This window comes from Aliidongia dinghuensis (assembly GCF_014643535.1).
Lineage (GTDB): Bacteria > Pseudomonadota > Alphaproteobacteria > ATCC43930 > CGMCC-115725 > Aliidongia > Aliidongia dinghuensis.
In genome coordinates this window covers 74,238-99,053 of the sequence record NZ_BMJQ01000008.1, presented here as the reverse complement: position 1 = coordinate 99,053, position 24,816 = coordinate 74,238, and the positions used below count along the sequence as shown (strand labels likewise).

Here is a 24,816-nt window from a genome sequence, read left to right as displayed (position 1 = left end):
CTAGCGCCCCTCAACCATGCGGCCGGGATTGAGCAGGCCAAGCGGATCGAAGCTCGCCTTGATGCGCCGGCTGAGCGCCGTCAGCGCCGGCGGCTCCGGCTCGAAGACCTGCGTCCGCGCCCGGGCCTCGGCACCCGCCCGAACCAAGGTCGCGTGGCCGGCCTGGCCCTTGGCCTGCCGTACCCGCGCGGCACCGCCGTCGGTCGAGGCCGGCAGCGCCAGCCAGACGAGCCCGCCCGCCCAGTCGAGATAGGCCTCGGCCTCCGGCAGGGCTGCGATCAGCCGGGCACCGTCGAGCGGCGCCACCGAGACGCGCCAGAGATCGCGCGCCGGGTCGGATGCCGGCGGATCGGATGCCAGCGGGTCGGATGCCAGCGGGTCGGCGTTGCCGACGGCGCGCCAGAACGCGTCCGACGCCACCCCCTCGAGCCGAGCCGCGGCGCCGGGAATGAGCGAGCCCAGCGCCGCCACGCGGTATGCCACCGATTCGGCCAGGCCCTCGAAGCGCAGCGCCGTCACCGCCGCTCCCTCGCCGATGCCGAGCCGCCCAGCGAGCGTCGCGGGCAGCCAGGCCGCACCCGAGACCTCGTTCGAGCTGCCGAGTGCGGCTGCCATCGAGCCGACCGCGGTCGCAGCATCCTGGCCCAGCAGCAGCAGGGTCGCCGCCGTCTCCGGCCGGGGCAGCACCTTGAGCGTCACCTCGGTCATGACGGCGAGCGTGCCGAACGAGCCCGCCATCAGCTTCGACAGGTCGAAGCCGGTGACGTTCTTGACCACCCGCCCGCCGCTCTTGAACGGTTCGCCCCGGCCGCTCACGGCGTGGAAGCCCAGGAGGTGGTCGCGCGCCGCCCCGGCAGTGAGCCGCCGCGGCCCCGCGAGGTTGCAGGCGATGATGCCGCCGATGGTCTGCGTACCGGGTGCCGCCCCGTAGAGCCCCGCCCAGTCCGGCGGCTCGAATGCCAGCTGCTGGCCCTTCTGCGCCAGCGACAGCTCGATCTCGGCGAGCGTCGTGCCGGCGCGGGCCGAGAGCACCAGCTCTTCCGCCTCGTAGAGCGTGATGCCGCGCAGGCCGGCAAGCGACAGCCCTTGAGCCGCCTCGACCGGCCGCCCCCATCCGCGCTTGGTGCCGGCGCCCGTGATCTCGAGCGGGGTCCGCTCCGCGGCGGCGGTCGCAATCGCCTCCTCGACCGCGGCGGCACTGTCGGGTCTCAGCACATTCATCGATCGGCTTCTCTTATGAGACGCGCTAGAAGCGCTCCAGGTCCGGGAACGGCAGCTCGCCGTGGTGCACATGCATGCGGCCGAGTTCGGCGCAGCGGCGCAGCTGCGGGAATACCTTGCCCGGATTGAGCAGATGGTCCGGGTCGAAGGCGCATTTGAGCCGCATCTGATGATCGAGGTCGTGTTCGTCGAACATCGCCGGCATCAGGTCGCGCTTCTCGACGCCGACGCCGTGCTCGCCGGTCAGCACGCCGCCGACCTCGACGCAGAGCTTGAGGATCTCGGCGCCGAACTCTTCGCAACGCTCGAGCTCGCCGGGCTGGTTCGCGTCATAGAGGATGAGCGGGTGCAGATTGCCGTCGCCGGCATGGAACACGTTCGCGACCTTGAGGCCATATTGCGCCGACAGCGCCTCCATCCGCGCCAGCACCTCGGCAAGCCGGCGGCGTGGGATCGTGCCGTCCATGCAGTAATAGTCGGGCGAAATACGACCGACCGCCGGGAAGGCTGCCTTGCGGCCGGCCCAGAATCCCAGCCGCTCCGCCTCGCTCCGGCTGACGCGGCACGAGACGGCGCTGCACTCGCCGGCGATCGCCTCGATCCGCACCATATAGGCGTCGATCTCGCATTCCGGCCCGTCGAGCTCGATGATCAGGAGTGCGCCGACGTCGAGCGGATAGCCCACGTGGACGAACGCCTCGGCCGCATGGATCGCGGGTTTGTCCATCATCTCCATGCCGGCCGGGATGATGCCGCCGGCGATGACGCGCGCGACGCATTCGCCGGCCTGCTCGCTTGTGGGGAAGCCGATCATCATGGCCTTCAAGTGCGACGGCTTTGGCAACACCCGCACCGTGACCTCGGTCACGACGCCCAGCAGGCCCTCGGACCCGGTCAGCACGCCCATGAGATCGTAGCCGCCGGCATCGAGGTGCTTGCCGCCGAGCCGCACGACCTCGCCGTTCATCAGCACGAATTCGAGGCCGAGCACGTTGTTGGTCGTGAGCCCGTATTTGAGGCAGTGCACGCCGCCCGAATTCTCGGCGATATTGCCGCCGATCGTGCAGGCGATCTGGCTCGACGGATCGGGCGCGTAATAGAAGCCGGCATGCTCGACCGCGCGGGTGATGCCGAGGTTGGTGACGCCCGGCTGCACCGTCACCGTCCGGTTCGGGAGATCGATCTCCAGCACCCGGTTGAGCTTGCCCAGGCCCAGCGTGATGGCGTCGGCGAGCGGCAGTGCCCCGCCTGAGAGCGACGTGCCGGCGCCACGCGGCACGATCTTGATACCTTCCACCTGGCAATAGGCCAGCACCGCCGAGACCTCGGCCGTCGAGCTCGGCAGCACTGCGATGAGCGGCGGCTGGCGATAGGCGGTGAGCCCGTCGCTCTCATAGACGCGGCGCTCCTCGTCGGACGCGATCACCGATTCGGGCGCAAGCAAGCGCTGCAGATGATCGGCGATCTCGCGCCGGCGCGCGACGATGGCGGCGTCCGGAGTCGGCATCTTCATCGGCGAATTCCGTCCCAATCCCATGGCCGGCGGCCGGATGGATGGCCGGCCCCCAGCCCAATATGTTGGGACTCATGATCTCAGCCCGGCGGCGAGGCTGGCAAGGCCGGAGTTTCGACGGCGGACGGATGCACCGAAATGACGAAAGGCCGACGAATCCTCGATTCGTCAGCCTTTCGCCTGTAACGCGATCCTATGTAACGCGGTCTTGAAGGCGCGAGGTCGCTTGGGACCTCGCCCGGCTCAGCCCTGGCGGGCCTTGAAGCGCGGGTTGGCCTTGTTGATCACGTAGACGCGGCCCTTGCGGCGCACAACGCGGCAGTTCTTGTCGCGCTTCTTCAGCGTCTTCAGCGAATTCACGATCTTCATGACGAGCCCTGGCGATGCGGCATGGATAAACTTGGAAGCCGCGGAACCTATGGTAATGCCCTGCCCCTGTCAATCCACCGCAGCCACCTTTCGACGCAACGCGCGCCTGCAGGGGCTGCGGGGCGCCGGAGCGGGATGGCCGGGGGACGGCCAGGGGGAATCAGCTGACACTGCCGTAGGTCGACACCGCGTAGAAACGATAGACCTGCAGCACGCCGCTCTGGATCGCGGCAATCCGCGTCATCCAGAGCTCGGCCTCCTCGGCCACGGCGCGCTGGGTCGCCCGCGTCATCAGCTTCACGTCATAGGTCTGCACGAACTGCGCCCAGCCGAGTGCCACGTGGCGGATATAGTGCTCGGTATGGTTCTCGGCGATGCGCACGTCGAAGCCGGCGGCGTTGAGGCAGTCGGTATATTGCTTCACCCGCCAGGGCATGGGGGTGAAGCGCTCGAGCCTGCGCAGCGCGTCGAGCCGCGGATCCTCGAGCTCGCCCTCGGCCAGCACGAAATCGACGAAGCTGAACTGCCCGCGTGCCTTGAGGCTGCGCATCACCTCGCGGAAGAACCGGTCCTTGGCCGCGACCGACGCGGTCAAATATTCGCCATAGGCGCAATCGAAGGCGTGCGGCTTGAGCTCGACCGTCTCCGGATCATAGGCGGTGATCGGCACCTTGCGGCCGAGACCCGCATCGACCGACATGCCGTGGCCGCGCTTGGCGATCTCGGGTGCCCGCTCCATCGCCGTGATGTAGACGTCGAAGAATTGCGAGACGTGGCGCGACGGTCCGCCGAGGCCGGCGCTCAAATCCAGCATGCTCATGGCGGGATTGACGCCGAACAGCTTCACCATCGTCATGACATAGTCGGCGCCGCCCGGCACCAGGAAGCCCGATCCCCAGATCTTCTGCGCCAGCGCCAGGCGGTCAACCGGCTCCTCCGCGACGTCACGCACGTCCTCGACGGGTTCCGGCTCGGGCGTCGCCTCGATCGGGATGACGCGCGGATCGAACCCGTACCACCAGACGCGCAGGCGGCTGAACAGGAGGCCATCGAGACCGTTCAGCGCCGTCCCGGCGCCCGATGCAGCCCCCTGCCGCAGCGACGTCCCGAGAGCCGAGCCCAACTCCAGTACCGCATCCAAACGCAAGACCGCGATCCCCTCCCTAGGGAAGCTCTCCATCCACCATACCGCGGAAGGCTTAAGCGTTGGCTGAGATTCCGGGGGCGGCGACTCCGGAAGCCGAGACTCCAGGCCTGGCCGCCGTCCGGTCAAGCACACGCGTCGCCGGGAACCACAGGGTCACCGTCGTGCCTTCGCCGAGCTCGCTCTCGATATCGAGCAGCCCGGCATGAAGCCGCATCTGCGCATCGGTGATGGCGAGGCCCAGGCCCGAGCCCTCGTATTTGCGCGACAGGTGATTCTCGACCTGACGGAACGGGTCGCGCACATAGGCGAGATCCTCCGCCGCGATGCCGATGCCCGTGTCGGCGACCCAGATCTTGAGCCAGCCCGCGCGCTCGCCGCCCGGCGGCTCGATCTCGGCGCCGACCGTGATCGCCCCGCCCTCGGACGTGAATTTGACCGCGTTCGACAGCAGGTTGAGCACCATCTGCCGGACCTTGAGTGTATCGATCCAGCACGGCGGCAGGTCGGGCTGGCACATCGCCCGAATCGTGAGGCCGCCCTGCGCCGCACGCGGGCGCATGATCGCCACCTGCCCGTCGATCAGCTCGACGAGATCCGCCGCGTCCTCGCGCAGCTCCGCATGGCCGGCCTCGATCTTCGAGAGATCGAGCACGTCGTTGATGACCTCGAGCAGATGCGCGCCCGAGCCGCGGATATCCTCGACATATTCGCGCTGCTTGTCGTTGAGCGGCCCGAACACCTCGAGCTTCAGAAGTTCGGCAAAGCCGATGACCGCGTTCAAAGGCGTGCGCAGCTCGTGGCTCATGTTCGCCAGGAACTGGCTCTTCGCCCGGTTCGCGACCTCGGCCTTGTCGCGCGCCGCGGCGAGGTCGCCCGCGAGCTTCGCGAGGTCGTCGGCCTGGCGTTGCGCCTGGACGCGCGCCTCCTCGAGCGCCTTGATGGTCTGCGTCAGCTGATCCTCGTTCAGCCTGAGCTGCGTCTCGTGCTCCTTGATGCCGGTAATGTCGGTGCAGACGCCGACCGTGCCGCCGTCCGAGGTCCGCTGCTCGGAGATCTGCAGCCAGCGCCCGTCGGCCAGCTGACGGTCGACCGTGCTGCCGCAGACGCGGCGATGCTCGGCCAAGGTGCCGGCCGTCCAGCCGTCGATCTCGCCGGGCGGCACGTCCAGATATTCGCCATGCTCGGCGCCATAGCGGATGATCTGCTCGCGACCGGCGCCCGGCGCGATCGCCGGCGCGCTCCGGGCAAAGATCTGGCGGAACCGGCTGTTGCACATGACCAGCCGCTCCTGCCGGTCGAACAGCACGAAGCCCTCGCTCAGGTGCTCGAGCGCGTCCTGCAGCAGCCCCTGGGCGCGCCGCTGCCGGTGGAGCAGCATGACGAGCAGCAGCGCGAAGGCGGCACAGCCGGCCGTGCCCAAAAGGAAAACCACGGCCAGCACGCGCGCCTCCTCGTCCCAGGCGCCGAGCGCGTCGGACAAGTCGATGCCGGCCTCGACCGCGAGTGGCCGGACGGGGATCGCCTTGGAGGAGACAATGGTGCGGGTGCCGTCGGGCGCGTCCGACGCGACCGTCGTCGTGACCACATCGGACTGGGGCTTGGCCAGACGATCCGGACCAACGATGCGCTGGCCAATCCTGTCGTCGGCCGACGGATCGGTCGCAAGCAGCGTCCCGTCGCTTGCATAGAGGCAGATCTTCGTCGCCTTGCCGGCGTCGAGCTTCTTATAGAAGTCGCTGAACGTCTCGACCGGAACCTCCGCCGCGATCCGGCCGACGAACCGGCCACCCTGCAGGACGATCGGGCGGCTCAGGTAGATCGACCAGCTCTCGGTCACGGCCGACCGGATCGGCCGGCCGATGAACAGCGTCTGTGCGTCGGCCCCCTCGCCGTGCGGCAGCGCGAAATCCCGGTCGGCGAGCGAGCGCCGCTTGCGCAGGACAGACGCGGAATCGTTGACCTGGAACCCCTGGTCGTCGATCAGCAGGATGTCCCTGACCGAAAAATTCTGATCGTCGAAGATGCGCAGCAGGTCATGGACCTGCGGCCCGTCGATCGGCACCTCGCGCGGCAGGTTGTCGAGCGCTTCCGCCACGGCCGACAGCATCGCGTCGATCGAGAGCACGGTCCGCGCAGTCGCCGTCTCGGCCGCGACCACGAGGCTGCCCGTTGTCGCCCTGGCACTTTCGATCGCGCTGTTCCGGCTGCGGTCCAGCATGAAGGCAAGCACGGTGCCGAACGCCAGCACGGCGAGGATGCTGAAGCCGATGATGCCGGCCTCGAGATCGAGCCACCGATGGATACCCAGCCAGGTGCGCTGCAATCGGAACGGCGTGCTCACGACGGCGCGCCCCCTGCGGTCGGCCCCCGATACGGCGCCGCCATCAGCATTCGAACACGTCCGCCGCGTGATCGCATCGCCGCCGCCCATTAAGGACCCGCACCTGTGAAGTTGAAAGAAGAGCGACGAATCTGCGCCATTACAAGCACTAAACGAACAAAGTCACCATTGCGCTGCAACTGAGCGCCCCGCAAGCTGTCGGACGAGCCGGAACCGGGCGTTCAGGGGGCGATCCGGATGACGAAGGGGGAAACCATGGATCTGCGGGCGATGATGCCGTCCGCTTTGCTGCTGCTCGCGCTGATGGCGCTTCCAGGCACGGCGACCGGCGCCGATGCGCCGCCGGCGGTCACGAATGTCGAAGCACCGTCCGCGGTCAAGATCGGCATCCTGACCGACGAGAGCGGCATCTATGCCGAGGCCGGCGGCCCCGGCAATGTCGTGGCGGCGCGGCTTGCGATCGCCGATGCCGGCGGCACGGTCCTCAGCCGCCCGATCGAGCTGCTCGACGCCGACCACAAGAACGACCCCGCCGTCGGCACCCAGATCCTGACGGGCTGGTTCTACGATGGCGTCGACGCAGTCGCCGGCCTCTCGACCTCGAGCGTGGCGCTCGCCGCCCAGCAGATCGGGCGCGCCCGCGACAAGACCCTGCTGATCGCCGGCGCGCCGGATTCCGACCTCATCGGCACGGCCTGCGCCGCGACCTCGACCCATTGGGCCGAGGATACCTATGCGCTCGCCCGCAGCACGGCAGAGGCGGTCGTGCCGAGCGGCGGCGACAGCTGGTTCTTCGTCACGGTCGATCACGCGTTCGGCCTGGCCATGGAGCGTGACGCGAACGAGGCCGCACGCGCCTTGGGCGCGCTCGTGCTGGGCCGCGTGCGGCATCCGCTGGGCACGGCCGACTTCTCGGCGGTTATCAATGCGGCCAAGGCATCGCATGCCAAGATCGTGGCGCTGGCCGACGCGGGTGCCGACCTCGAGCACATGATCCAGCAGGCCGGTGCGGCCCATCTCGATGCCGGCGGACAGACGCTGGCGGGGCTGCTCGTCTACCTGACCGACATCCATGCCGTCGGCCTCGCGGCGGCACAGCGGCTCTATGTGACCGAGGGCTTCTATTGGGACCAGAACGACGCGGCGCGCGCCTTCGCCAAACGCTTCGAGACCGAGATGCACCGGATGCCGACGAAGCAGCAGGCGGCGACCTATGCCTCGGTCCGCCACTACCTGGCAGCGGTGGCGGCAGCCGGCACGACCGAGGCGCGCGCCGTCAACGCCGAGATGCGTAGCCTTCCCATCGATTTCTTCGGCCGCCCGGCGACGATCCGGCCCGACGGCCAGGTCGCCTATGACCTGACGCTCTACCAGGTCAAGAGCCCGGCGGAATCGCAGTACCCGTGGGACTATCTGAAGAAGGTGCGCGACATCCCGGCGGCGCGCGCGTTCCGGCCGGTCGCGGAAGGCGGCTGCCCGCTCGTGAAATAGCGCCGAAGCGGAACCCTCGTGCAGGCCCCTCGCCGGCACGCGTCGCCTTCGAAAATTCCCGTCAAACTATTTCAGAGTGACCTTGCTCACAAGAATTCGGCCGCCCGCGACGTAGCATTCTACCGCGGGCGGAGAAATTCACGACGACGGGATATCACGCGGCCAATATGCCGCAAATGATTCCGGCGAGATCTGATTTGCGCTCCGCGGGTCGCTTTATTTTCGCGTTTTGGGTAGGCGGCGAAAATCGCCGCTGAATTGGCTCTGCTCCCTAAACGCACGCATAGGAGCAGGGTCATGGCAAAATCAAAGCGTGTTGCCGGCAGTGCCATTAGCACGACGCCGGACAAGGTCAAGCTGACCGGGCTCCAGGCACAGCGCCTGGCGCAACTCACCGGCACGGAAGCATCGAAAATCGAAGGCCGCGATATCGCCGAGCTTTCGGAAGCACTGAAATGGCAGATCGATCCGATCAACTTCCTGTTCCAGCGCGTCTGCGGGCAGGTCGTCCGCTGGGATCCGGCGAGCGGGCTCTATCAGCCGGTGCCTTTCGCCACCGTCCATGTCATGGACACGGACTGCGACTTCCTCGGCTATTTCCCCGAGGGCGTGAAGCTCGGCTGGCTCTACCCGATCTTCTGCCATGAAGAGCAGATCGCGGAAGTCGTCACCGACGAATGCGGCAAGTTCTGCGTCTGGGTCCCGCGGTTCGACATCGATTGGGTCGTCCGCTGGCGGCTCGAGCGCTATTGCTTCCCGGAAGTCCTGGTCAGACCGAACCTCGGCGACCTGCTGCAGCAGGCCGGCGTGCTGCCGACGCCGATCCCGGGACCGGATCCGGGCCCGATCGAATTGCGCAATGCCGGGCTGTCGCTCGACCGGCTCGCCGCCATCACCGGGCGCGAGACGGCGAGCCGGCTGCTGCTGGCGGAGCAGGCCGCGACGCTCGGCGGCAATCGGTCGGTCCTGCAAGGGCTGCTCGACCAGCCGGCCTATCAGACGCGCGTGCCGCCGCCGACCTCGCCCAAGCTCGCCGAGCTGCAGCAGCACCTGCAGAAGCATGGGGTCAAGGGGCTCCGCGACTTCGTGCGGGGTGCCACCGGCCGTGACTACAAGTTCGATCCGAACCGCTATATCGGGCCCTTCCCGCTCTGGAAATGCGAGTGGATCCTCACGGAAGAGCTGGTGCCGATCCTCGAGGTGCCGGACATCACCTTCTGGGTGACCCAGGACACGGACGGCGACGGCGCCCAGGAGACGATCTATTCGGATGGCTGGTTCCAGATCGGCTGGCAGTCCGGCCCGCTCTCCGACGTGATCCTGCACGCCGCACCGAACGCGCGCATCAACGGCAATTGCCAGGTGCCGCCGGTCGGCGACTGCACGCAGCCCGAGATCCTGTTCGCCGGACTGATGCCGGTGACGTCGGCCTATCTCGACACGTCTGCCGGGCCGACCCGCGGCTACGCGGTGCGCCCGAACCCGCCGCACGCCGACGGCGTCGTCCGCGCGTCGGTCTTTCCGCCGGCCGTGACCCCGGACACGCCGGCCAACGCGCCCTTCATGGGCACGGTGCAGCTCTATGGCTGCAACCAGTTCAAGGGCGGCAGCTACTACCGGCTGCTCTACTCGTTCAATGGCGCCCCGGCGGTGCCCTTCACCAATCTCGACTGGTACGTCGACCCGTGGCCGGGCCCCGGCGCACCGCTGCATGTCGTGCCGGACGCCCAGGGCTGGTACCCGATCCTGGCAACGCCGGACGCCTGGTTCCCGCAGAACGAACTCCTGGACTGGCCGACCAGCGCCTTCCCGGACGGTCTCTACGACGTGACGCTGCAGATCGGCGACGCCGGCAAGAACCCGATCTTCACCACGCCCGCCGCCGTGCCGTTCCGGCTCGACAATTCGGCCCCGAAGCCGCTCATCACCAGCCTCGCCTGGCGCGTGCTGCCGTTCGGGACCTGGCACGTCTTCCCGAACCTCATCTGCCCGATCGTCGAGCGGCCGACCGGATCGGACATCGAGTTCAGCGTCACCTACCAGGTGTCGGCAGAGCACCTGTTGAAGACGTCGCTCATCGACTCGGGCTGCGGCGGCGGCACGATGCTGCCGTCGCCGGAACCGTCGAGCCTGCCCTACATGCATTGGCACACGAGCAGCGCCGACAATTTCGTGTCGCAGACCGCGACCTTCACGCTGCCCGGCTCGGCATTGCCCGGCTGCTACGGCTTCAGCCTCAACGGCTACAGCCGGGCGTTCAACCCCGCGGGCGGCGATCCGTCCGACCCGCAGGCCCATGACTGGTACATCGACGCCGCCTGGCTGAACTGGAGCCAGTACAACGTCTCGGTGGCCGTCGTGAACGTCTAGATGATCGAACCGGCCCGCTCCGTCCTCGATGTCGGGGCGGGCCGGACGACGCCCCGGATGGATCCCACCATGGCCACGCCCTTCTACCCCCTGGTCCTCGGCATCCTTGCCGTCTGGCGCCTGACCCATCTCCTCCATGCTGAGGATGGGCCGGGCAATGTGCTGGCGTCGCTGCGGCGGGCCGCGGGCCAAGGCTTTTGGGCGAGCCTGCTCGATTGCTTCTATTGCCTGAGCCTGTGGCTGGCGCTGCCGCTCGCCCTGCTGCTCGGCCAGGGCCTCGCGGGGCGGCTGCTGCTGTGGCCGGCGCTCTCGGCCGGCGCCATCCTGCTCGAACGGCTGACCCGGAAGGGCGAACCGCTTCCCGCTGTTTTCTATAGCGAAGACGAGGAGAACGACCATGTGCTGCGGCAGGAACAGGACGCAACAGCGGACGGCATCCCGGGCACCGACCCAGTCGCCGGGCGCTAGCCCCTACGTCGAACACGCGCGGCGGGAGCGCGCCGTGGCGTTCGTCTATATCGGCAATACCGCCCTCAGCGTCCAAGGCCCCGTCTCGGGCAAGGCCTATCGCTTCGATCGTCCGGGTGCCCGGCTCGAAGTCGATCCGCGCGACCGGATCCTGCTCGCCTCGCTCCGTCAGCTGCGCCAGGTCCTCTGACATACCAGGTCCTTCGGCATACCAGGTCCTTTGGCGCATACGCGCCCCTCGTCGGCTGCTTGGCTGCGGACGGACGGAGAATGCTAGGGTCTGTCCCCTCGTACAATTTGTCGCAGTCTGGTTGTGCCATGACCGAGAGCGCCGTCCCGATCGCCAAGGCCGGTCCTGCCGCATCGATATCGCCCACAGCATCGATATCGATGGAGCGCACGGCGGAGCGCCAGTCGGACGATCCGGTCCGCGGCATCATGCTGATCGTCGCCGCCATGGTGTTCTTCTCCATGTCCGACGCCACGGCCAAGTTCCTGGGCCAGCGCATCCCGCCGATCGAGGTGGTATGGCTGCGCTATGCCGGCTTCACGATCCTGATGGTGCCGGCCCTGATCCGGCACCCGTCCCGCCTCCGCTCCGCCGCCCCGTTGCTGCAGATCGGCCGCGGCCTCGGCCTCTTGGGCTCGGCGCTGTTCTTCACTTCGGGCCTGCGCTATCTCGCCATGGCCGACGCCACCGCCATGAGCTTCGTCTCGCCGCTGTTCATCACGGCGCTCTCGATCCCGGTGCTGAAGGAAAAGGTCGGCATCCGGCGCTGGAGTGCCATCGTGGTCGGCCTCGTCGGCGTGCTGATCGTGGTCAGGCCCGGCACCAGCACCTTCAACCCGGCCTCGGTCCTGCCGCTCTTGTCCTCGGTCAGCTGGGCTTTCGGCATCGTGCTCACCCGCAAGATGACCCAGGGCAGCGACCACACGGTGACGACGCTCGCCTATGCCGCGATCACCGGCTTGGTCGTGACGAGCCTGATCCTGCCGTTCATCTGGGAACCGCCCAGCTGGCAAGTGGTGGCACTCGGCGGCTTCATCGCCTGCGTCTCGACCACGGCGCAATGGCTGGTCGTGCTGGGCTACCGCCGGGCCAGCGCCTCGGTGCTGGCGCCGTTCTCCTATACCCAGCTCGTCTGGTCGAGCCTCGCGGGCTTCCTCCTGTTCGACATGATCCCGGACAGCCTGACGCTCGTCGGCGCCAGTATCATCATCGCAAGCGGCCTCTACACCGCCCATCGCGAGCGCATCGTCGCGCGCCAGCGACTGGCCGGCAGCGCCTGATCCAAAGCTCCTGGCGGCCGAAACGAAACGGGGCGGCCTTTCGGCCGCCCCTCGCCCGTGCCCCATCGGCAGCGGTCAGCGGATCGGGAAAGTCAAGGTGATGCCCGGCGGCGGGGCCGGCGGCGCGTAATAGACCGGCGGCGGCGGCGGTGCGTAGTAGTAGCCGCGGTCATGCCACCCATGGTCCCGGTCCCGATAGTCCCGGTCCCGATACTCCCGGTGTTCCCAGCGCTGGTGCTCGCGCCCGCGGTCCCCGCGCTCGTCTTCAGCACGGGCCGGTCCGCCGGCCAGCATGAGTGCCAGCGGTGCCAGGGCGAAAAGCAGGGCCAGCCGAGCCGGCCACCCGAGCTTGCTCGTGCTCATGATGCCATTCCTTTCAAAGGAAAGGGACGGAGCCGGGACGTCGGGCCCCGGCTCCGTCAACTGCGTCAGGACTTCTTTTTGGCGGGCTCGTGCTCCGTCCGGCCGTGCCGCCGCTGCTCGAAGATCGTGTCGGCGTTCTTCTTCTGCTCCGGCGACAGGCTGTCGTAGAGCGGCTGGAACGCGGCCGCGAGCTTCTGCACCCCGTCGGCGTGGGTCTGCGCGATCTTGGCGTAGGACTGCAGGTCCTGCACGGCGCTGATGCCCTTGCTCGCGTCACGCTCCTGCAAGGCCGTCTCCATGGCGGTACCGTTGTCGCGCATCACCTGAGCGAAATCGTCCCACTGCTTGCTCTCAGCGTCCGTGATCTTGAGCCGCTTCTTGAGGTCGGCGATATGGGCCTCGACGCGGGCCGAATGCTTGGTGGCCTGGGCGGTCGGCGCGGCCGCGGCCGGTGCTGCGGCGGTCGTGGGCGACGTGGTGGGCGGCACAGCGGCAGGCGCGGGGGTCGCCGGAGCGGCAGCCGGCACCGGCGCAGCAGGCGACGTCTGGGCCAGCGCCGACCCTACGACGGCGATGCCGCTCAACAGAGCCGCAGCGGCGACCGCCCGGGTCGCTGGACGAAATGCTCGGAACATCTTTGAACCCACTTTTCGTTGTGATTTCGGCGGCATCTTGGGAAAGCCGTCCTCTCGACAACGTTCGACGGCGCAAAATCATCCCATCGCCGCCGCGGCTTGGAAAACCATAGGTTAAAAGAGACCGAGAAACGGCCCGTAAAGCCGCACAACCCAGATTGCAACGGCGAGCGCCGGCCCGAACGGCAGCTCGACCGGACCTGGCGCTGCATCCGCCGCAAGATTCTCCGTCGCGGTATTCGCCGGCCGGGCGATGAAGTACCAGAGCAGCCCGGCGAGCGCACCGCCCAGCACCACGTCGCCGAGCGCCTGCCAGCCGAGCCAGGCGCCGGCGACCGCGAGCAGCTTCGCATCGCCGGCACCGAGACCTTCGCGCCCGCGGATCTGCCGATAAGCAAGCGCCACCAGCCGGAAGACGACGTAGCCGACCGACGCCCCTGCGGCGGCATCGACGATCGGCGGCCATTCGAGCACCCAGGCGGCCCCCAGGCCGGCCAGGATCAACGGCAGGGTCAGAACGTCGGGCAGCAGCAGATGCTCGGCGTCGATCCAGGCGAGCGTCACCAGCGTCCAGCCGAGCAGGCAGTCGAGCCAGAGTGCCGCCCCCACGTCGATCGTGCCGGCCCAGAGCGCCACGCCCAGCGCCGCGAGTTCGACCAGCGGATAGAATTCCCCGATCGGCTTGCCGCAATGCCGGCAGCGCCCCCGGTTCGCGAGCCAGCTCAGCAGCGGCACAAGGTCGCGGACGCCGAGCCGGGTCCCGCAATGGTCACAGCGCGAGCGCGCGTTGCCGATCGGCAGGTCGGCCGGCAGCCGGCGGATCAGCACGCCCATGAAGCTGCCGATGAAGGGCGCCAGCACATAGGCCAGCCAATCCGGAACCAATGCATCCTCCGCGGGTGGCACTGTCATAAGCTTTCCACTTGCCTCAGGTACGGTCCTCTACACAGTGTGTGATCCATTCGACAATCTTTCTGGCATTCAAGGCCGATGACTGACTTGGCTGCGACCTCCCCAAGCTCCAATGCGCCCGGTTCCGCTGCCCCCGGTGCCGACGACCGGCTCGAGGCGTTGAGCGGCGTGCTGCTCGAGCGTGGCCTGGTCGACGACAAGACGCTGGAGCGCGCGCGCCGGGTCGCGGCCGAGACCGGGCAGCGGCTCGACGCGGTGCTGACCCAGCTGGGCCTGGTCTCCGAGCGCGGGCTCGCGGAATCGCTCTCGGCCTATCTCGCCCTGCCGCTCGTCGGCGCCGATCGCTATCCGGATGCGCCGCTGCTGCAGGACCGGCTGAAGCCGCGCTTCCTGCGCAAGGTCCACGCGCTGCCGATCGCGGTCGAGCCCGACCGGCTGGTGCTCGCCATGGCCGACCCGCTCGATCCGTTCACGCGCAACGCCGTCGCGGCTGCGACCGGCCGCGCCGTTGCGGTCGAGATCGCGCTGCCGATCGAACTCGAGGCGGCCCTGAACCGGCTCTATCCGGAATCGGGCGACGCCGTCGCGGCCGATGCCTCCGCCGACAGCACGGACGAGCCGCTCGAAGAGGATGCCGAGCGCCTCAAGGACCTGGCGAGCGAGGCGCCGGTCATTCGCCTCGTCAACCAGATGATCGCCCGCGCGGTCGAGACCCAGGCGTCCGACATCCATATCGAGCCGTTCGAGGACCGGCTGCGCGTGCGCTATCGCTACGACGGCGTGCTGCACGAGGCGGAGGCACCGCCGACACGCCTCACCGCCGCCATCACGTCGCGCATCAAGATCATGTCGCGGCTCGACATTGCGGAGCGCCGCCTGCCGCAGGACGGGCGCCTGAAGCTTGCCGTGCGCGGCCAGGAGGTCGATTTCCGCGTCTCGACCATCCCGTCGCTCTACGGCGAGACGGTCGTGCTGCGCGTGCTCGACCGCACCGCCGTCGAGTTCGACTATGCGAAGCTCGGCCTGCCGCCCGTGGTCATGGGCAACCTGCAGCGGCTCTTGGACCTGCCGAACGGCATGGTGCTCGTCACCGGGCCGACCGGCAGCGGCAAGACGACCACGCTCTATACCGGCCTGCTGAACCTGAATTCCGTCGCGCGCAAGATCGTCACGGTCGAGGACCCGATCGAATACCAGCTGAGCGGCATCAACCAGATCCAGGTGAAGCCGCAGATCGGCCTCAACTTCGCGCATCTCCTGCGCTCGATCCTGCGCCAGGATCCGGACGTCATCATGATCGGCGAGATCCGCGACCTCGAGACCGCGCAGATCGCCGTGCAGGCGTCCTTGACCGGCCATCTGGTGCTGTCGACCCTGCACACGAACTCGGCCGCGGCCACGGTGACACGCCTGCGCGACATGGGGCTCGAGGATTATCTCATCACCGCCGTGGTCAAGGGCGTGCTGGCCCAGCGCCTGGTGCGCCGGCTCTGTCCGCAGTGCAAGCGGCCGACTGAAGCGCCGCCCGAGCTGGTCGAGCGCTTCAGCCTCGACCGCCGCACCACGGCCCGGCCGATCGTGCTGCATCACCCGGTCGGCTGCCCGCATTGCCGCGACACCGGCTATCGCGGCCGCCAGGCGATCGCCGAGCTGCTGATCCCGAACGACGAGATCGAGCGCCTGATCTTCGCCCGCGCCGACCATGCCGCGATCGAGCGCGCGGCCATCGCGGGCGGCATGACGTCCATGTTCGACGCCGGGCTCGACGCGGCGCTTGCCGGCATCACGACGGTCGAAGAAGTCGTCCGCTCGATCCGCGCGGAGGGCTAACCCCATGCCGGCCTTCCGCTTCACCGCCATCGACCCGCAAGGACAGGTCCAGCGCGGCGTCATGGAGGCGCCGGACCAGGCGGCGGTGATCGACCGGCTGCAGCGCCAAGGCCATATGCCGATGCGCGCGGAGCCGGCGACGGGCGGCGGCTGGAGCGCCTTGTTCACGGCCGAGCTCGGCCGCCGGCGCGGCCTGAGCCGGCAGGAAATGACCGACGTCACCCGCGAGCTCTCGACCATGCTCGCCGCCGGCCAGGACCTCGACCGCGCGCTGCGCTTCATTGTCGAGACCGCACCCAACCCGCGCGTCGCCAAGATCATGGACCGGGTGCGCGAGCGGGTGCGCGGCGGCAACGCGCTGGCCGCGGCGCTTGCCCAGGAGCCGCAGAGCTTCCCCAAGCTTCATGTCGGCCTCGTCCGGGCTGGCGAGGCCGGCGGCGCGCTCGCCGAGACGCTCGACCGGCTCGCCGGGCTGCTCGAGCGCGAGCGCACCCTGGCCGCAACGGTGCAGTCGGCGCTGATCTATCCGGCGCTGCTGCTGACCGCGGCGATCGGCTCGATTGCCGTGCTCATCGGCTATGTGCTGCCGCAGTTCGTGCCGTTGTTCGCGGAATCGGGCGCCGAGCTGCCGCTCATGACCAAGCTGCTCATCGATTTCGGCGACACGATGCAGGTGGCCGGCCCCTGGCTGCTGATCCTTCTATTGATCCTGGGCGTGGCGCTGCGCCACGCGCTCAAGAACGACAATTTCCGGCGGCCGTTCGACCGCTTCCTGCTGCGCGTGCCCGTGCTGGGCGGGCTCATGCGCGAAAGCCTGGCGGCGCGCTTCACGCGCACGCTCGGCACACTCCTCAAGAACGGCGTGCCGCTGATCGGCGCCCTCGGCATCGTCAACGAGACGATCGGCAATCTTGCGGCCGTGGATGCGATCGGCCGGGCGACCGACAGCGCCAAGGGCGGTGCCGGCCTGTCGCGGCCGCTCGGCGAGGCGCACATCTTCCCAGAGCGCACGATCCATCTCCTGCGGCTCGGCGAAGAGACGGCCCAGCTCGCCGCCATGGCGCTCAAGGCGGCCGATATCCATGAGGAAAAGACGCGGATTGCGGTGCAGCGGCTGGTGGCGCTGCTCGTGCCGACCATTACCATCGCCATGGGCATCGCCGTCGCGACAATCGTGGGCTCGCTGCTGATGGCGATGCTGGGCCTCAATGACCTGGCGCTCTGAGATCTGTTGCTCCGGCCGGCCGTCGCGGCGCCGAGCGGGCGGCTTCACCCTCATCGAGATGGTCGTCGTGCTGGCGATCATGGGGCTCGTGCTCGCCATGGTCGCGGCGCGCGGGCCCTTGGGCATGCGCACGCTGACGGCGCGCGCGGCGGGGAACGAGCTCGCCTCCGGCTTCCGGCAGGCGCGCGCCCGCGCCATCGCAGACAATCGGCCGGTCGAGGTCAGTATCGACCTTGCGGCGCATAATTGGCGCATCGGCAACGATCGCCCGACCGCCTTTCCGCGTGGGCTCGAGATCGCCGTCCTGACCGTCGCCGGCCAGACCCGGGGCGACCAGCTCGCCCAATTCCGCTTCCTGCCGGACGGCAGCTCGACCGGCGGTCGCGTCGAGCTCAAGGACGGCCGGCGCCGGCTGCGCGTCGGCATCGACTGGCTCAATGGCCGGGTCAGCGTCGGCGATGCGAACTGAGCGCGGCTTCACCCTGCTCGAGGTGCTGATCGCGTTTGCGATCGCGGCACTGGCGCTCACACTCCTGTTCAAGGCGGCGTCCAGCGGCCTCCTGTCGGTCCGCACGGCCGGCCGCTACGAGGAGGCGGTCGCCCGGGCGCGCTCGCACCTGGCCGCGATCGGGCGGGATTCCGCCCTCCTCGCCGGCTCCAGCGACGGCGATGACGGCAGCGGTTTTCACTGGCATCTCGACGTGACGCCGCTTGCCACCGCCAAACCCGCGACGAACGGCCCGCTGTCGATCGCCGGCCCTCCGCCGGCGGAGCTCTATGCCGTCGCCGTCGCGATCTCCTGGCACGAAGCCGGCAAGGACCGGCAGGTCGTGCTGCGCACCGAGCGCGTGGGCCAGGGCAGCAACGATGACCGCTGATCGCCGCTCATCGGGCCGAAACCGCGCGGCCGGCTTCACCCTGATGGAAATCCTGGTGGCCCTCGTCGTGCTCGGCATCCTGATGGCGGCGATCGGCCAGGGCATGCGGCTCGGCATGGCCGCCTGGACCCGGCAAGCGGCGCTCGTCGGCGAGACCGCCGACCTCGATGCGGTCGACCGGACGATCCGCGGCCTGCTGACCAGTGCCACGACCGGCGCCATCCATGGCCGCAACGACTTCACCGGCGAGGCGGACAACATCGCCTTCGACGGCATCCTGCCGCAGGCGGTCTCGATCAGCGGGAACCACGCCCGGATCTCGCTGGCGGTCGACGACCAGCACCGCCTGATGCTGCGCTGGGAGAGCATGCTGATCGACCCCAACACGGGACATCCTTCGACCGGCGAGGCAGTCGTCCTCGACCATGTCGACCATGTCACCTTCGCTTATTGGCAGAGCGGGCTCGACTCGCCGGGCTGGCAGGAGCGCTGGACCGCGACCACGCCGCCGGCGCTCATCCGCCTGCACATCGATTTCGTCGAAGGCGACCGGCGCCATTGGCCCAACCTGGTCGTGGCACCGCTCATCGAAGAAGGCGGCGGCTGAGATGAATGCACCCTTTCCCTTTTATATCTTTGAGGAGACGGCTATTAATCTCGCCGCCTACCGGGCGCGGCATAAGCGCATTGTTGGACTGGCCTCCTCCGCCCGGCGCCGTCGGACGGAACGCGGCCATTCGACCGACCGGACAGAGGGGAGCGTGCGCGGCCTATCGTGACCATCGGCACTTTCTTTTCCTGGTGGGGCGAACAGCTCCGCTCCCTGCTGCCGGCCAATCTTGCGGCCGCGATGCCGCTCGACCATGACGCGGTGCTGCTGACGCTCGATGCGAACGGCGAGCCGGCAGCCGTCGAGGTGGCGCTGCGCAAGCGCGGCCAGACGAGCCGGCTCGGCCGCTTCACGCTCGACGGACCGGGTCTTCGCGCGCTCAAGCAGGCTGCGGCCCTGCCCGGCCGTCCCCCGACCATCGCCCTGGGCCTCGACCCTGCGTTCCTGCTGGAGAAGCAGCTGACGCTGCCGCTCGCAGCCGAGCGCGAGCTCGTGCGCGTCCTGGGCTTCGAGATGGACCGCGAGACCCCGTTCTCGGTCGACGAGGTCTATTGGGACGCGGCCGTGCTGGAGCGCGACCGCCGGCAGAACCGGCTTGCGGTCCGCCTGTCGCTGGTGCCGCGCGCACCGCTCGCCGACCTCATGCGTGATCTGGCAGCGGCCGAGATCGCGCCGACGATGCTGGCGCCGCGGCTGCCCGACGGCACGGTCCGATGGATCGCGCTTGATCACAGCGGCGTCGGGAATCGCGGCTGGCGCGGCCGGGCCGTCCCGGCGATGGCCGTCGCGGCGGCCGTCCTGGCGCTCGTCGCGATCGGCGTGCCGTTCACCCGTCAGATCCTGGTGCTCCGCGAGGTGGACGCCCGGATCGCGACCCTGCAGCCCGCGGTCGACGAGGCCGCCAAGCTGCGCCGGCAGATCACCGGCGGCGGCGGCGAGGCGATCGCGGCCGAGCGGGCGAAGTTCGCGAACCCGATCAAGGTGCTCGCCGCCGCCACGGAAGCGCTGCCGGACGACACGCACCTGACCGATCTCTCACTGAAGAACCGGAAGCTGTCGCTGATCGGCCAGTCGGCCGCCGCGGCGCGGCTCCTGGGCCAGCTCGCCGCCGATCCCGGCTTCAAGGACCCTGCCTTCGCCGCGCCGGTGACCAAGCTCGAAGCGAACCGGCAGGAGATCTTCTCGATCACGACGGAGGTACGGCCCTAAATGGGCACTTCCCTACCGACCGGACGCCAAGGCCGCCTGCTGGCGGTGGGCCTCGTCTTCCTGGTGGCTCTCGTGCTCTGGCTCGGGATCGCGGCGCCGCTCGCCGATCTCTATGCGAGCCAGCAGACGAAGCTTGCACAGCGGACGGCGCTCGCCGAGCGCATGGCGCAGCTCGCCGGCCAAGTGCCGGCGCTGCAGGCGCGTGCCGCCTCAGTGCCGGCGAACAACGGGGCGGCGACCTTCGAAGGCGCCACCGACGCGCTTGCCGGCGCCAGCCTGCAGTCGCTGCTGCAGACACTCGCTACGACGTCAGGTGCCACCCTGTCGAGCATGGAGACGCTGACCGCCGAACAGGCGGGGCCGTACCGGCGCATCGGCGTCAAGCTCAGCATCAGTGCGCCGCTGACCGTGCTGGTCAACCTGATGGCCGAGATCGAACGGGCCCATCCGCCGATGCTGATCGACGACCTGCAGATCCACGGCTCGCCGATCGTGCTGCCCGGCAATACGACGGCAGCGCTCGACTGCGGCTTCACGGTCTATGGCTTTCGCAGCGGGAACGCGCCATGACGCCGCGTGACCTGGCCCTCGGCGGCCTCGGCATCGCCTCGGCGATACTTGTCGTCGTGATCGCGCTCGAGCTCGCCGCACCTGCGGCCGCCCCGCCGCGGAGCGCGCCGCCGGCCGGGCTTGGCGATCTGCCCGAAGCCACGACCGAGGATGTCTCGGGCCTGGTGCCGACCATTCTCGCGCGTCCGCTGTTCGCCGCCGACCGGCGGCCGAAGGCGAGCCCGGCCGCCGCCTCCGGCGGTCCGGGGGATCAGATGCCGCGCCTCGCCGGCATCCTCATTGACCGGACCCAGCGCCGCGCGATCTTCCAGCCGGCCGGCGACGGCAAGCCGATGGTGCTGGCCGAGGGCGACCAGATCGCCGGCTGGCAGATCCAGCAGATCGCGGCCAGCAGCGTCACGCTCACCGGGCCCGGCGGCAACCAGACGCTGGAGCCGAAGCCGGACCCGGCGCTTGCCGCGGCCCCGCCGGTGCCCCCTCCGCCCCCCGGCGTACCCGCGCCGCAGAACCCGCGCCAATACCTACCCGGCGGCCTGCAGCTGCCGCCCGGCGTGCCGAACCCCTTCGCCGGACAGGCGACCGCAACCCCAGGGCGGCCTCAGGTCGCACCGCCACCCGCCAGCCGCCAGCCAGGGAGCGCGCCTAACGCGCAGAAACGTCGATGAAGCTACGCCTGACCGCTCCCGTCGTCCTCCTGGCGCTCGCCGCCTGTCACGCGCCGCCGCCGCCCGAACCGCTGACGCCCCTGCCGGGCGACGTCTCCGGCGACCGCGGTGTGGCGAGCCCGCGGGTCAGCGGCGGGCTCGCCGCCGACTTGGCGTCGACACCGCAGCCGCAGGTGGCGCTCGGCTCGAATGCCGAGGCCGCGGCCGGCCGCAAGCCCGCGGCACCCGGCCCGGGCGACGTCGTGCTGAATTTCGTCGATACCGATATCCGCGAAATCGCCAAGTCGATCCTGGGCGGCACGCTCAAGGTCAACTACACGATCGACCCGGCAGTGCGCGGCACCGCCACGATCGAGACCGCGCAGCCGGTGGCGCGCGACCAGCTGCTCGGCATCCTCGAGACCCTGCTCGCCCAGAACGGCGCCACGCTCAACGAGCAGAACGGACTCTATCGCGTGCTGCCGGCGAATGGGCCGGGCGCCAACGCCGGCCTGCTCGGCGCCGACGGCTTCGGGTCGGGCACCCAGTTCGTGCCGCTGCGCTATGCCTCGGCCAAGGACCTGGCCAAAGTGCTGGAGCCGTTCGTGTCGGAGGGCGGCAAGGTGAGTGCCGACCCGAACCACAACGCGCTCGTCGTCAGCGGCGATCCGACGGCGCGCGAGAGCCTGGTCGGGCTCATCCGCGCCTTCGACATCGACCTCTTGGCCGGCCAGTCCTATGCGGTGTTCCCGGTCAGCACGGGCGACCCGGCCAAGGCCGCGGGCGAGCTGTCCAAGGCGTTCGGCAGCGAGCAGGACGGGCCGACGTCGGGCCTGGTCAAGGTCATCCCGATGGAACGCGTCAACGCCGTGCTCGTCGTCGCGTCCCAGGGACGCTACATCGACGACGCGCGCCGGCTGTTCGGCCTGATCGACCGGGCGAAGAAGGCGACGGCGCGCAACTGGCATGTCTATTACGTCCAGAACGGCGACAGCCGCGACCTCGAAAACCTGCTGCAGCGCGCCTTCACGCCCGGTCACGTCTCGAGCACCAGCGGCGGCACCGGCTCGACCACGCCCAGCCTCGACCAGATCTCGCTCAACCAGGGCTCGTCGACGGGCGGGTACGGCGGCGCGGGAACAACCGGCGGCTTCGGCACATCCGGGACGACGGGCGGCCTGCCGGGTGCTACGGGCGGCCTGCCCGGCTCGAGCGGGAGCACGGGTACCGGCGGGTCGCAGAGCCAGTTCGGCGCCGGCACCCCGCAGGACAATAACGCGCCCGCCCAGGAGGCGCTCTCGACCCCGTCGGGTGAGAAGGAGGGCGACGAGAACCGGATGCGCATCATCGCCAACCGGCGTAACAACGCGCTGCTCATCTATGCGACGCCCGAGGAGCAGAGCGTGATGGAGTCGATGCTGCGCAAGATCGACATCCTGCCCCTGCAGGTACGGATCGATGCAACCATCGCCGAGGTGACGCTGAACGATCAGCTGCAGTATGGCACGCAGTTCTTCTTCAAGGACGGCGGCCTGCAGAGCGTCCTGTCGACCGGCACGAGCAGCACGATCAACGGCGCCTTCCCCGGCTTCGTACTGGCCAAGACCTCGAGCGTGGTGCACGCGACCCTGAGCGCGCTCCAGGCCGTGACCACCGTGCGGGTGCTCTCGTCGCCGCAGGTCATGGTGCTCGACAACGAGAAGGCGACGCTGCAGGTCGGCGACGACGTGCCGATCCTGACCCAGAGTGCGACGTCCCAGGTTACCTCGACGCCGCAGACGGTCAACAGCATCTCGTACGTCAACACCGGCGTGATCCTGCAGGTCATCCCGCGCGTCAACACCGGCGGGCTCGTGACACTCGACATCTCGCAAGAGGTGAGCACGCCCTCCAACACCACGACCTCGACCATCGGCTCGCCGACTATTTCCGAGCGCAAGGTCACGAGCCGGGTCGTCATCCAGGATGGCCAGACCGTCGGCCTCGCCGGCCTGATCCGCGACGACACCAGCGAAGGCAACTCGGGCATCCCCTGGTTGAAGGACATCCCGATCCTCGGCAGCCTGCTGTCGACCCAGGACAATAACCGGCAGAGAACCGAGCTTCTGGTGCTGATCACGCCGCATGTCATCCACGACCAGCGCGACGCCCGCGCGCTCACCGACGATCTGCGCGCGAACCTCAGCCACGCCGGCCTGGTGCCGCAGGAGCTGAACAGTCTGCCCCTGTCCGGCTCGCCCAACCCGAACGCCGCCCTCACCAAGTAGCCATGCGGCGCGCGGCCTTCCAGAGACGCGCGCAGAGGCTCGGTGAGCGCCGGAGCCACAGCCGCGGCTTCGCCCTGCTGATCGTGCTCTGGGCGCTCGTGTTCCTGGCGCTGATCGTGACGGAGCTCGGCAGCAGCGGCCGCGTCGAGGCGAAGATCGCACGCAACCTGATGGCCAATGCCGTGGCCGAGGCGGCGGCCGACGGCGCGATCCATCAGGCGATCTTCAGCCTGTCCGACAGCGGCGGCCAGGGCTGGCAGATCGACGGCACCGTGCATCGCGTGACGGTCGGCTCGATCCCTGTCGAGGTGCGGCTTGAGGATGAGGCCGGCAAGATCAACCCGAACGTCGCCCAGCCGGAAGTGCTGCATGCACTCCTGACCGTGCTCGGCGCCCAGCCTCAGGTCGCAGACACGGTCACCCGCTCGATCATCGAATGGCGTGGCGCCATGTCACCGGACCAGCAGGCACCGATCATCACTCGCTACCAGGCGGCCGGCCTCAAGTACCAGCCGAGCTTCGCGCCGTTCGAATCGGTTCAGGACGTGGGCCTCGTGCTGGGCCTGCAGAAGCCGCTCGCCGACCTGCTGCTGCCGCATCTCTCGACCTACCAGATCGGCATCACCGACCCGACGCATGCCGATCCTATTGTCGCTCGGGCGCTCGGCCAGCTGCCGGGGGCGACGGCACCCCCACCACCCAATCTGCCGACGGCCTATCGCAGCGTCACGATCCGGGCGCTCGCCCACGGCCCTGGCGGTGCGCTGTTCACGCGCCGGGCCATCGTCCGGATCGGCCCCGGCCTGCCGCACGGCTATGCCATGCTGACCTGGGACGCGCCCGGTATCGATTAGGTCTTTTACTGGTTGCAGATCGTCGCGTTCTCGCCGCTGCCGCCCGGCTGGCCGGACGCTCCATAACTGCAGATGTCGTAGGGCAAGCCGGTGCGGCTGCTGGGGCTGCGGTACTGGAACGGCCGGCCCCAGGGATCGACCGGCGCCTTGCCGTCCTTGAGATAGGGTCCGTGCCAATTGTCGACGCCGGACGGCTGGGTCACCAGCGCCTGAAGCCCCTGGTCCGACGTCGGATAGGCGCCGACGTCGAGCCGGTAGAACTCGAGCACGTCGTTCAGCTGCCCGATCGACTGCTGGGCGATCTTCTGCTTGGCGTTGCCGAACAGCGTCATGACACGCGGCGCCACGAGTGCCGCCAAGAGGCCCAGGATGGCGATGACGACGAGCAGTTCGAGCAGGGTGAAGCCACGCTCGCGGCGGCGCTTCCGCATCTCAGGAGCGGGCGGGGTCTCGACAATGACGGCAGGCATGAGTGAGGGTATCCAGGTTCCGGAACGACCGCGCCGGAGTGTGGCGATATTCGCCGGCCGAGACAACCCGGCTGGGTGTCGCGCGCATGAGGATCGGGCGGCCGGTCACAATCTCTTCATCGAACCCTCACTGTCCTGG

At 69.0% G+C, this 24,816-nt stretch carries 24 protein-coding genes; 15 read left to right on the top strand and 9 right to left on the bottom strand.

Annotation, left to right across the window (positions count from 1 at the left end):
* From glcE to IEY58_RS16100, 5 genes are all read right to left on the bottom strand, one after another.
* Positions 1-1,221: a glycolate oxidase subunit GlcE gene (gene glcE / locus IEY58_RS16120; RefSeq protein WP_189047569.1), complete on the bottom strand. Its 1,221-nt coding sequence runs from the start codon at positions 1,219-1,221 to the stop codon at positions 1-3.
* Between the two features lie 25 nt (positions 1,222-1,246).
* A complete protein-coding gene (locus IEY58_RS16115; RefSeq protein ID WP_189047567.1) occupies positions 1,247-2,734 on the bottom strand; it encodes an FAD-linked oxidase C-terminal domain-containing protein in 1,488 nt (495 codons plus the stop codon).
* A gap of 243 nt (positions 2,735-2,977) precedes the next feature.
* Positions 2,978-3,103 carry a type B 50S ribosomal protein L36 gene (ykgO, locus tag IEY58_RS16110; RefSeq protein WP_189047565.1) on the bottom strand — a complete coding sequence of 42 codons (126 nt, stop codon included), beginning with the start codon at positions 3,101-3,103 and terminating at the stop codon, positions 2,978-2,980.
* Positions 3,104-3,263: 160 nt separating this feature from the next.
* A complete protein-coding gene (locus tag IEY58_RS16105) occupies positions 3,264-4,250 on the bottom strand; it encodes a methyltransferase domain-containing protein (RefSeq protein ID WP_189047563.1) in 987 nt (328 codons plus the stop codon).
* 52 nt (positions 4,251-4,302) lie between these two features.
* Positions 4,303-6,591 carry a histidine kinase dimerization/phospho-acceptor domain-containing protein gene (locus IEY58_RS16100; RefSeq protein WP_189047561.1) on the bottom strand — a complete coding sequence of 763 codons (2,289 nt, stop codon included), beginning with the start codon at positions 6,589-6,591 and terminating at the stop codon, positions 4,303-4,305.
* 237 nt (positions 6,592-6,828) lie between these two features.
* On the opposite strand from IEY58_RS16100, the gene IEY58_RS16095 reads away from it, so the two are divergent.
* The 5 genes from IEY58_RS16095 to IEY58_RS16075 all read left to right on the top strand — a co-directional run bounded on the left by IEY58_RS16095 (position 6,829) and on the right by IEY58_RS16075 (position 12,210).
* Positions 6,829-8,082, top strand: a complete 1,254-nt coding sequence (locus IEY58_RS16095; RefSeq protein ID WP_189047559.1) for an ABC transporter substrate-binding protein — start codon at positions 6,829-6,831, stop codon at positions 8,080-8,082.
* A 297-nt stretch (positions 8,083-8,379) separates the two neighbouring features.
* A complete protein-coding gene (locus tag IEY58_RS16090; protein WP_189047557.1) occupies positions 8,380-10,452 on the top strand; it encodes a hypothetical protein in 2,073 nt (690 codons plus the stop codon).
* Positions 10,453-10,521: 69 nt separating this feature from the next.
* Positions 10,522-10,920, top strand: coding sequence for a hypothetical protein (locus tag IEY58_RS16085; RefSeq protein ID WP_189047555.1), 399 nt, complete (start codon positions 10,522-10,524; stop codon positions 10,918-10,920).
* A 34-nt stretch (positions 10,921-10,954) separates the two neighbouring features.
* Positions 10,955-11,110 carry a hypothetical protein gene (locus IEY58_RS16080; protein WP_189047553.1) on the top strand — a complete coding sequence of 52 codons (156 nt, stop codon included), beginning with the start codon at positions 10,955-10,957 and terminating at the stop codon, positions 11,108-11,110.
* Between the two features lie 128 nt (positions 11,111-11,238).
* Positions 11,239-12,210 (top strand): DMT family transporter, encoded by a 972-nt coding sequence (locus IEY58_RS16075; RefSeq protein ID WP_229743755.1) that lies wholly within the window; start codon positions 11,239-11,241, stop codon positions 12,208-12,210.
* 75 nt (positions 12,211-12,285) lie between these two features.
* Here the strand turns inward: IEY58_RS16075 and IEY58_RS16070 are convergent, their stop codons facing one another.
* The 3 genes from IEY58_RS16070 to IEY58_RS16060 all read right to left on the bottom strand — a co-directional run bounded on the left by IEY58_RS16070 (position 12,286) and on the right by IEY58_RS16060 (position 14,120).
* On the bottom strand, positions 12,286-12,573 hold the full coding sequence (locus IEY58_RS16070) for a hypothetical protein (RefSeq protein ID WP_189047551.1): 288 nt from the start codon (positions 12,571-12,573) through the stop codon (positions 12,286-12,288).
* Between the two features lie 65 nt (positions 12,574-12,638).
* Positions 12,639-13,208 carry a Spy/CpxP family protein refolding chaperone gene (locus IEY58_RS16065; protein ID WP_189047549.1) on the bottom strand — a complete coding sequence of 190 codons (570 nt, stop codon included), beginning with the start codon at positions 13,206-13,208 and terminating at the stop codon, positions 12,639-12,641.
* Positions 13,209-13,322: 114 nt separating this feature from the next.
* Positions 13,323-14,120: a prepilin peptidase gene (locus IEY58_RS16060; RefSeq protein WP_189047547.1), complete on the bottom strand. Its 798-nt coding sequence runs from the start codon at positions 14,118-14,120 to the stop codon at positions 13,323-13,325.
* A gap of 87 nt (positions 14,121-14,207) precedes the next feature.
* On the opposite strand from IEY58_RS16060, the gene IEY58_RS16055 reads away from it, so the two are divergent.
* The 10 genes from IEY58_RS16055 (at position 14,208) to IEY58_RS16010 (ending at position 24,207) form a co-directional block, all read left to right on the top strand.
* A complete protein-coding gene (locus tag IEY58_RS16055) occupies positions 14,208-15,950 on the top strand; it encodes a GspE/PulE family protein (protein WP_229743754.1) in 1,743 nt (580 codons plus the stop codon).
* A gap of 4 nt (positions 15,951-15,954) precedes the next feature.
* Complete coding sequence (locus tag IEY58_RS16050; protein WP_189047543.1) at positions 15,955-17,175, top strand: type II secretion system F family protein; 1,221 nt, start codon at positions 15,955-15,957, stop codon at positions 17,173-17,175.
* Positions 17,159-17,644 (top strand): GspH/FimT family pseudopilin, encoded by a 486-nt coding sequence (locus IEY58_RS16045; RefSeq protein WP_189047936.1) that lies wholly within the window; start codon positions 17,159-17,161, stop codon positions 17,642-17,644. Before IEY58_RS16050 ends, IEY58_RS16045 begins: the two co-directional genes overlap by 17 nt.
* On the top strand, positions 17,634-18,053 hold the full coding sequence (locus IEY58_RS16040) for a prepilin-type N-terminal cleavage/methylation domain-containing protein (protein WP_189047541.1): 420 nt from the start codon (positions 17,634-17,636) through the stop codon (positions 18,051-18,053). Before IEY58_RS16045 ends, IEY58_RS16040 begins: the two co-directional genes overlap by 11 nt.
* Entirely contained in the window at positions 18,043-18,660 is a 618-nt protein-coding gene (locus tag IEY58_RS16035) for a prepilin-type N-terminal cleavage/methylation domain-containing protein (protein ID WP_189047539.1), read from the top strand. The genes IEY58_RS16040 and IEY58_RS16035 overlap by 11 nt, the downstream gene beginning before the upstream one ends.
* 168 nt (positions 18,661-18,828) lie before the next feature.
* Positions 18,829-19,872, top strand: coding sequence for a PilN domain-containing protein (locus IEY58_RS16030; RefSeq protein ID WP_189047537.1), 1,044 nt, complete (start codon positions 18,829-18,831; stop codon positions 19,870-19,872).
* Positions 19,873-20,442 carry a type II secretion system protein GspM gene (gspM, locus tag IEY58_RS16025; protein ID WP_189047535.1) on the top strand — a complete coding sequence of 190 codons (570 nt, stop codon included), beginning with the start codon at positions 19,873-19,875 and terminating at the stop codon, positions 20,440-20,442.
* Positions 20,439-21,107 (top strand): hypothetical protein, encoded by a 669-nt coding sequence (locus IEY58_RS16020; RefSeq protein ID WP_189047533.1) that lies wholly within the window; start codon positions 20,439-20,441, stop codon positions 21,105-21,107. The genes gspM and IEY58_RS16020 overlap by 4 nt, the downstream gene beginning before the upstream one ends.
* Positions 21,104-23,353 (top strand): type II secretion system secretin GspD, encoded by a 2,250-nt coding sequence (gene gspD / locus IEY58_RS16015; protein WP_189047531.1) that lies wholly within the window; start codon positions 21,104-21,106, stop codon positions 23,351-23,353. The genes IEY58_RS16020 and gspD overlap by 4 nt, the downstream gene beginning before the upstream one ends.
* Positions 23,354-23,355: 2 nt before the next feature.
* The gene (locus tag IEY58_RS16010; protein WP_189047529.1) at positions 23,356-24,207 is read left to right on the top strand and encodes a type II secretion system minor pseudopilin; all 852 of its coding nucleotides are present in this window, start codon (positions 23,356-23,358) and stop codon (positions 24,205-24,207) included.
* Positions 24,208-24,212: 5 nt separating this feature from the next.
* On the opposite strand, the gene gspG is transcribed toward IEY58_RS16010, so the two are convergent.
* Positions 24,213-24,677: a type II secretion system major pseudopilin GspG gene (gene gspG / locus IEY58_RS16005; protein ID WP_229743753.1), complete on the bottom strand. Its 465-nt coding sequence runs from the start codon at positions 24,675-24,677 to the stop codon at positions 24,213-24,215.
* Positions 24,678-24,816 lie beyond the last annotated feature (139 nt).

Bases quoted from the DNA above. Each gene is read 5' to 3' on its own strand.
- glcE (WP_189047569.1), bottom strand. From the start codon at position 1,221: ATGAATGTGCTGAGACCCGACAGTGCCGCCGCGGTCGAGGAGGCGATT.
- IEY58_RS16115 (WP_189047567.1), bottom strand. From the start codon at position 2,734: ATGAAGATGCCGACTCCGGACGCCGCCATCGTCGCGCGCCGGCGCGAG.
- ykgO (WP_189047565.1), bottom strand. From the start codon at position 3,103: ATGAAGATCGTGAATTCGCTGAAGACGCTGAAGAAGCGCGACAAGAAC.
- IEY58_RS16095 (WP_189047559.1), top strand. From the start codon at position 6,829: ATGACGAAGGGGGAAACCATGGATCTGCGGGCGATGATGCCGTCCGCT.
- IEY58_RS16090 (WP_189047557.1), top strand. From the start codon at position 8,380: ATGGCAAAATCAAAGCGTGTTGCCGGCAGTGCCATTAGCACGACGCCG.
- IEY58_RS16085 (WP_189047555.1), top strand. From the start codon at position 10,522: ATGGCCACGCCCTTCTACCCCCTGGTCCTCGGCATCCTTGCCGTCTGG.
- IEY58_RS16075 (WP_229743755.1), top strand. From the start codon at position 11,239: ATGACCGAGAGCGCCGTCCCGATCGCCAAGGCCGGTCCTGCCGCATCG.
- IEY58_RS16070 (WP_189047551.1), bottom strand. From the start codon at position 12,573: ATGAGCACGAGCAAGCTCGGGTGGCCGGCTCGGCTGGCCCTGCTTTTC.
- IEY58_RS16065 (WP_189047549.1), bottom strand. From the start codon at position 13,208: ATGTTCCGAGCATTTCGTCCAGCGACCCGGGCGGTCGCCGCTGCGGCT.
- IEY58_RS16060 (WP_189047547.1), bottom strand. From the start codon at position 14,120: ATGACAGTGCCACCCGCGGAGGATGCATTGGTTCCGGATTGGCTGGCC.
- IEY58_RS16050 (WP_189047543.1), top strand. From the start codon at position 15,955: ATGCCGGCCTTCCGCTTCACCGCCATCGACCCGCAAGGACAGGTCCAG.
- IEY58_RS16045 (WP_189047936.1), top strand. From the start codon at position 17,159: ATGACCTGGCGCTCTGAGATCTGTTGCTCCGGCCGGCCGTCGCGGCGC.
- IEY58_RS16040 (WP_189047541.1), top strand. From the start codon at position 17,634: ATGCGAACTGAGCGCGGCTTCACCCTGCTCGAGGTGCTGATCGCGTTT.
- IEY58_RS16035 (WP_189047539.1), top strand. From the start codon at position 18,043: ATGACCGCTGATCGCCGCTCATCGGGCCGAAACCGCGCGGCCGGCTTC.
- gspM (WP_189047535.1), top strand. From the start codon at position 19,873: ATGGGCACTTCCCTACCGACCGGACGCCAAGGCCGCCTGCTGGCGGTG.
- IEY58_RS16020 (WP_189047533.1), top strand. From the start codon at position 20,439: ATGACGCCGCGTGACCTGGCCCTCGGCGGCCTCGGCATCGCCTCGGCG.
- gspD (WP_189047531.1), top strand. From the start codon at position 21,104: ATGAAGCTACGCCTGACCGCTCCCGTCGTCCTCCTGGCGCTCGCCGCC.
- IEY58_RS16010 (WP_189047529.1), top strand. From the start codon at position 23,356: ATGCGGCGCGCGGCCTTCCAGAGACGCGCGCAGAGGCTCGGTGAGCGC.
- gspG (WP_229743753.1), bottom strand. From the start codon at position 24,677: ATGCCTGCCGTCATTGTCGAGACCCCGCCCGCTCCTGAGATGCGGAAG.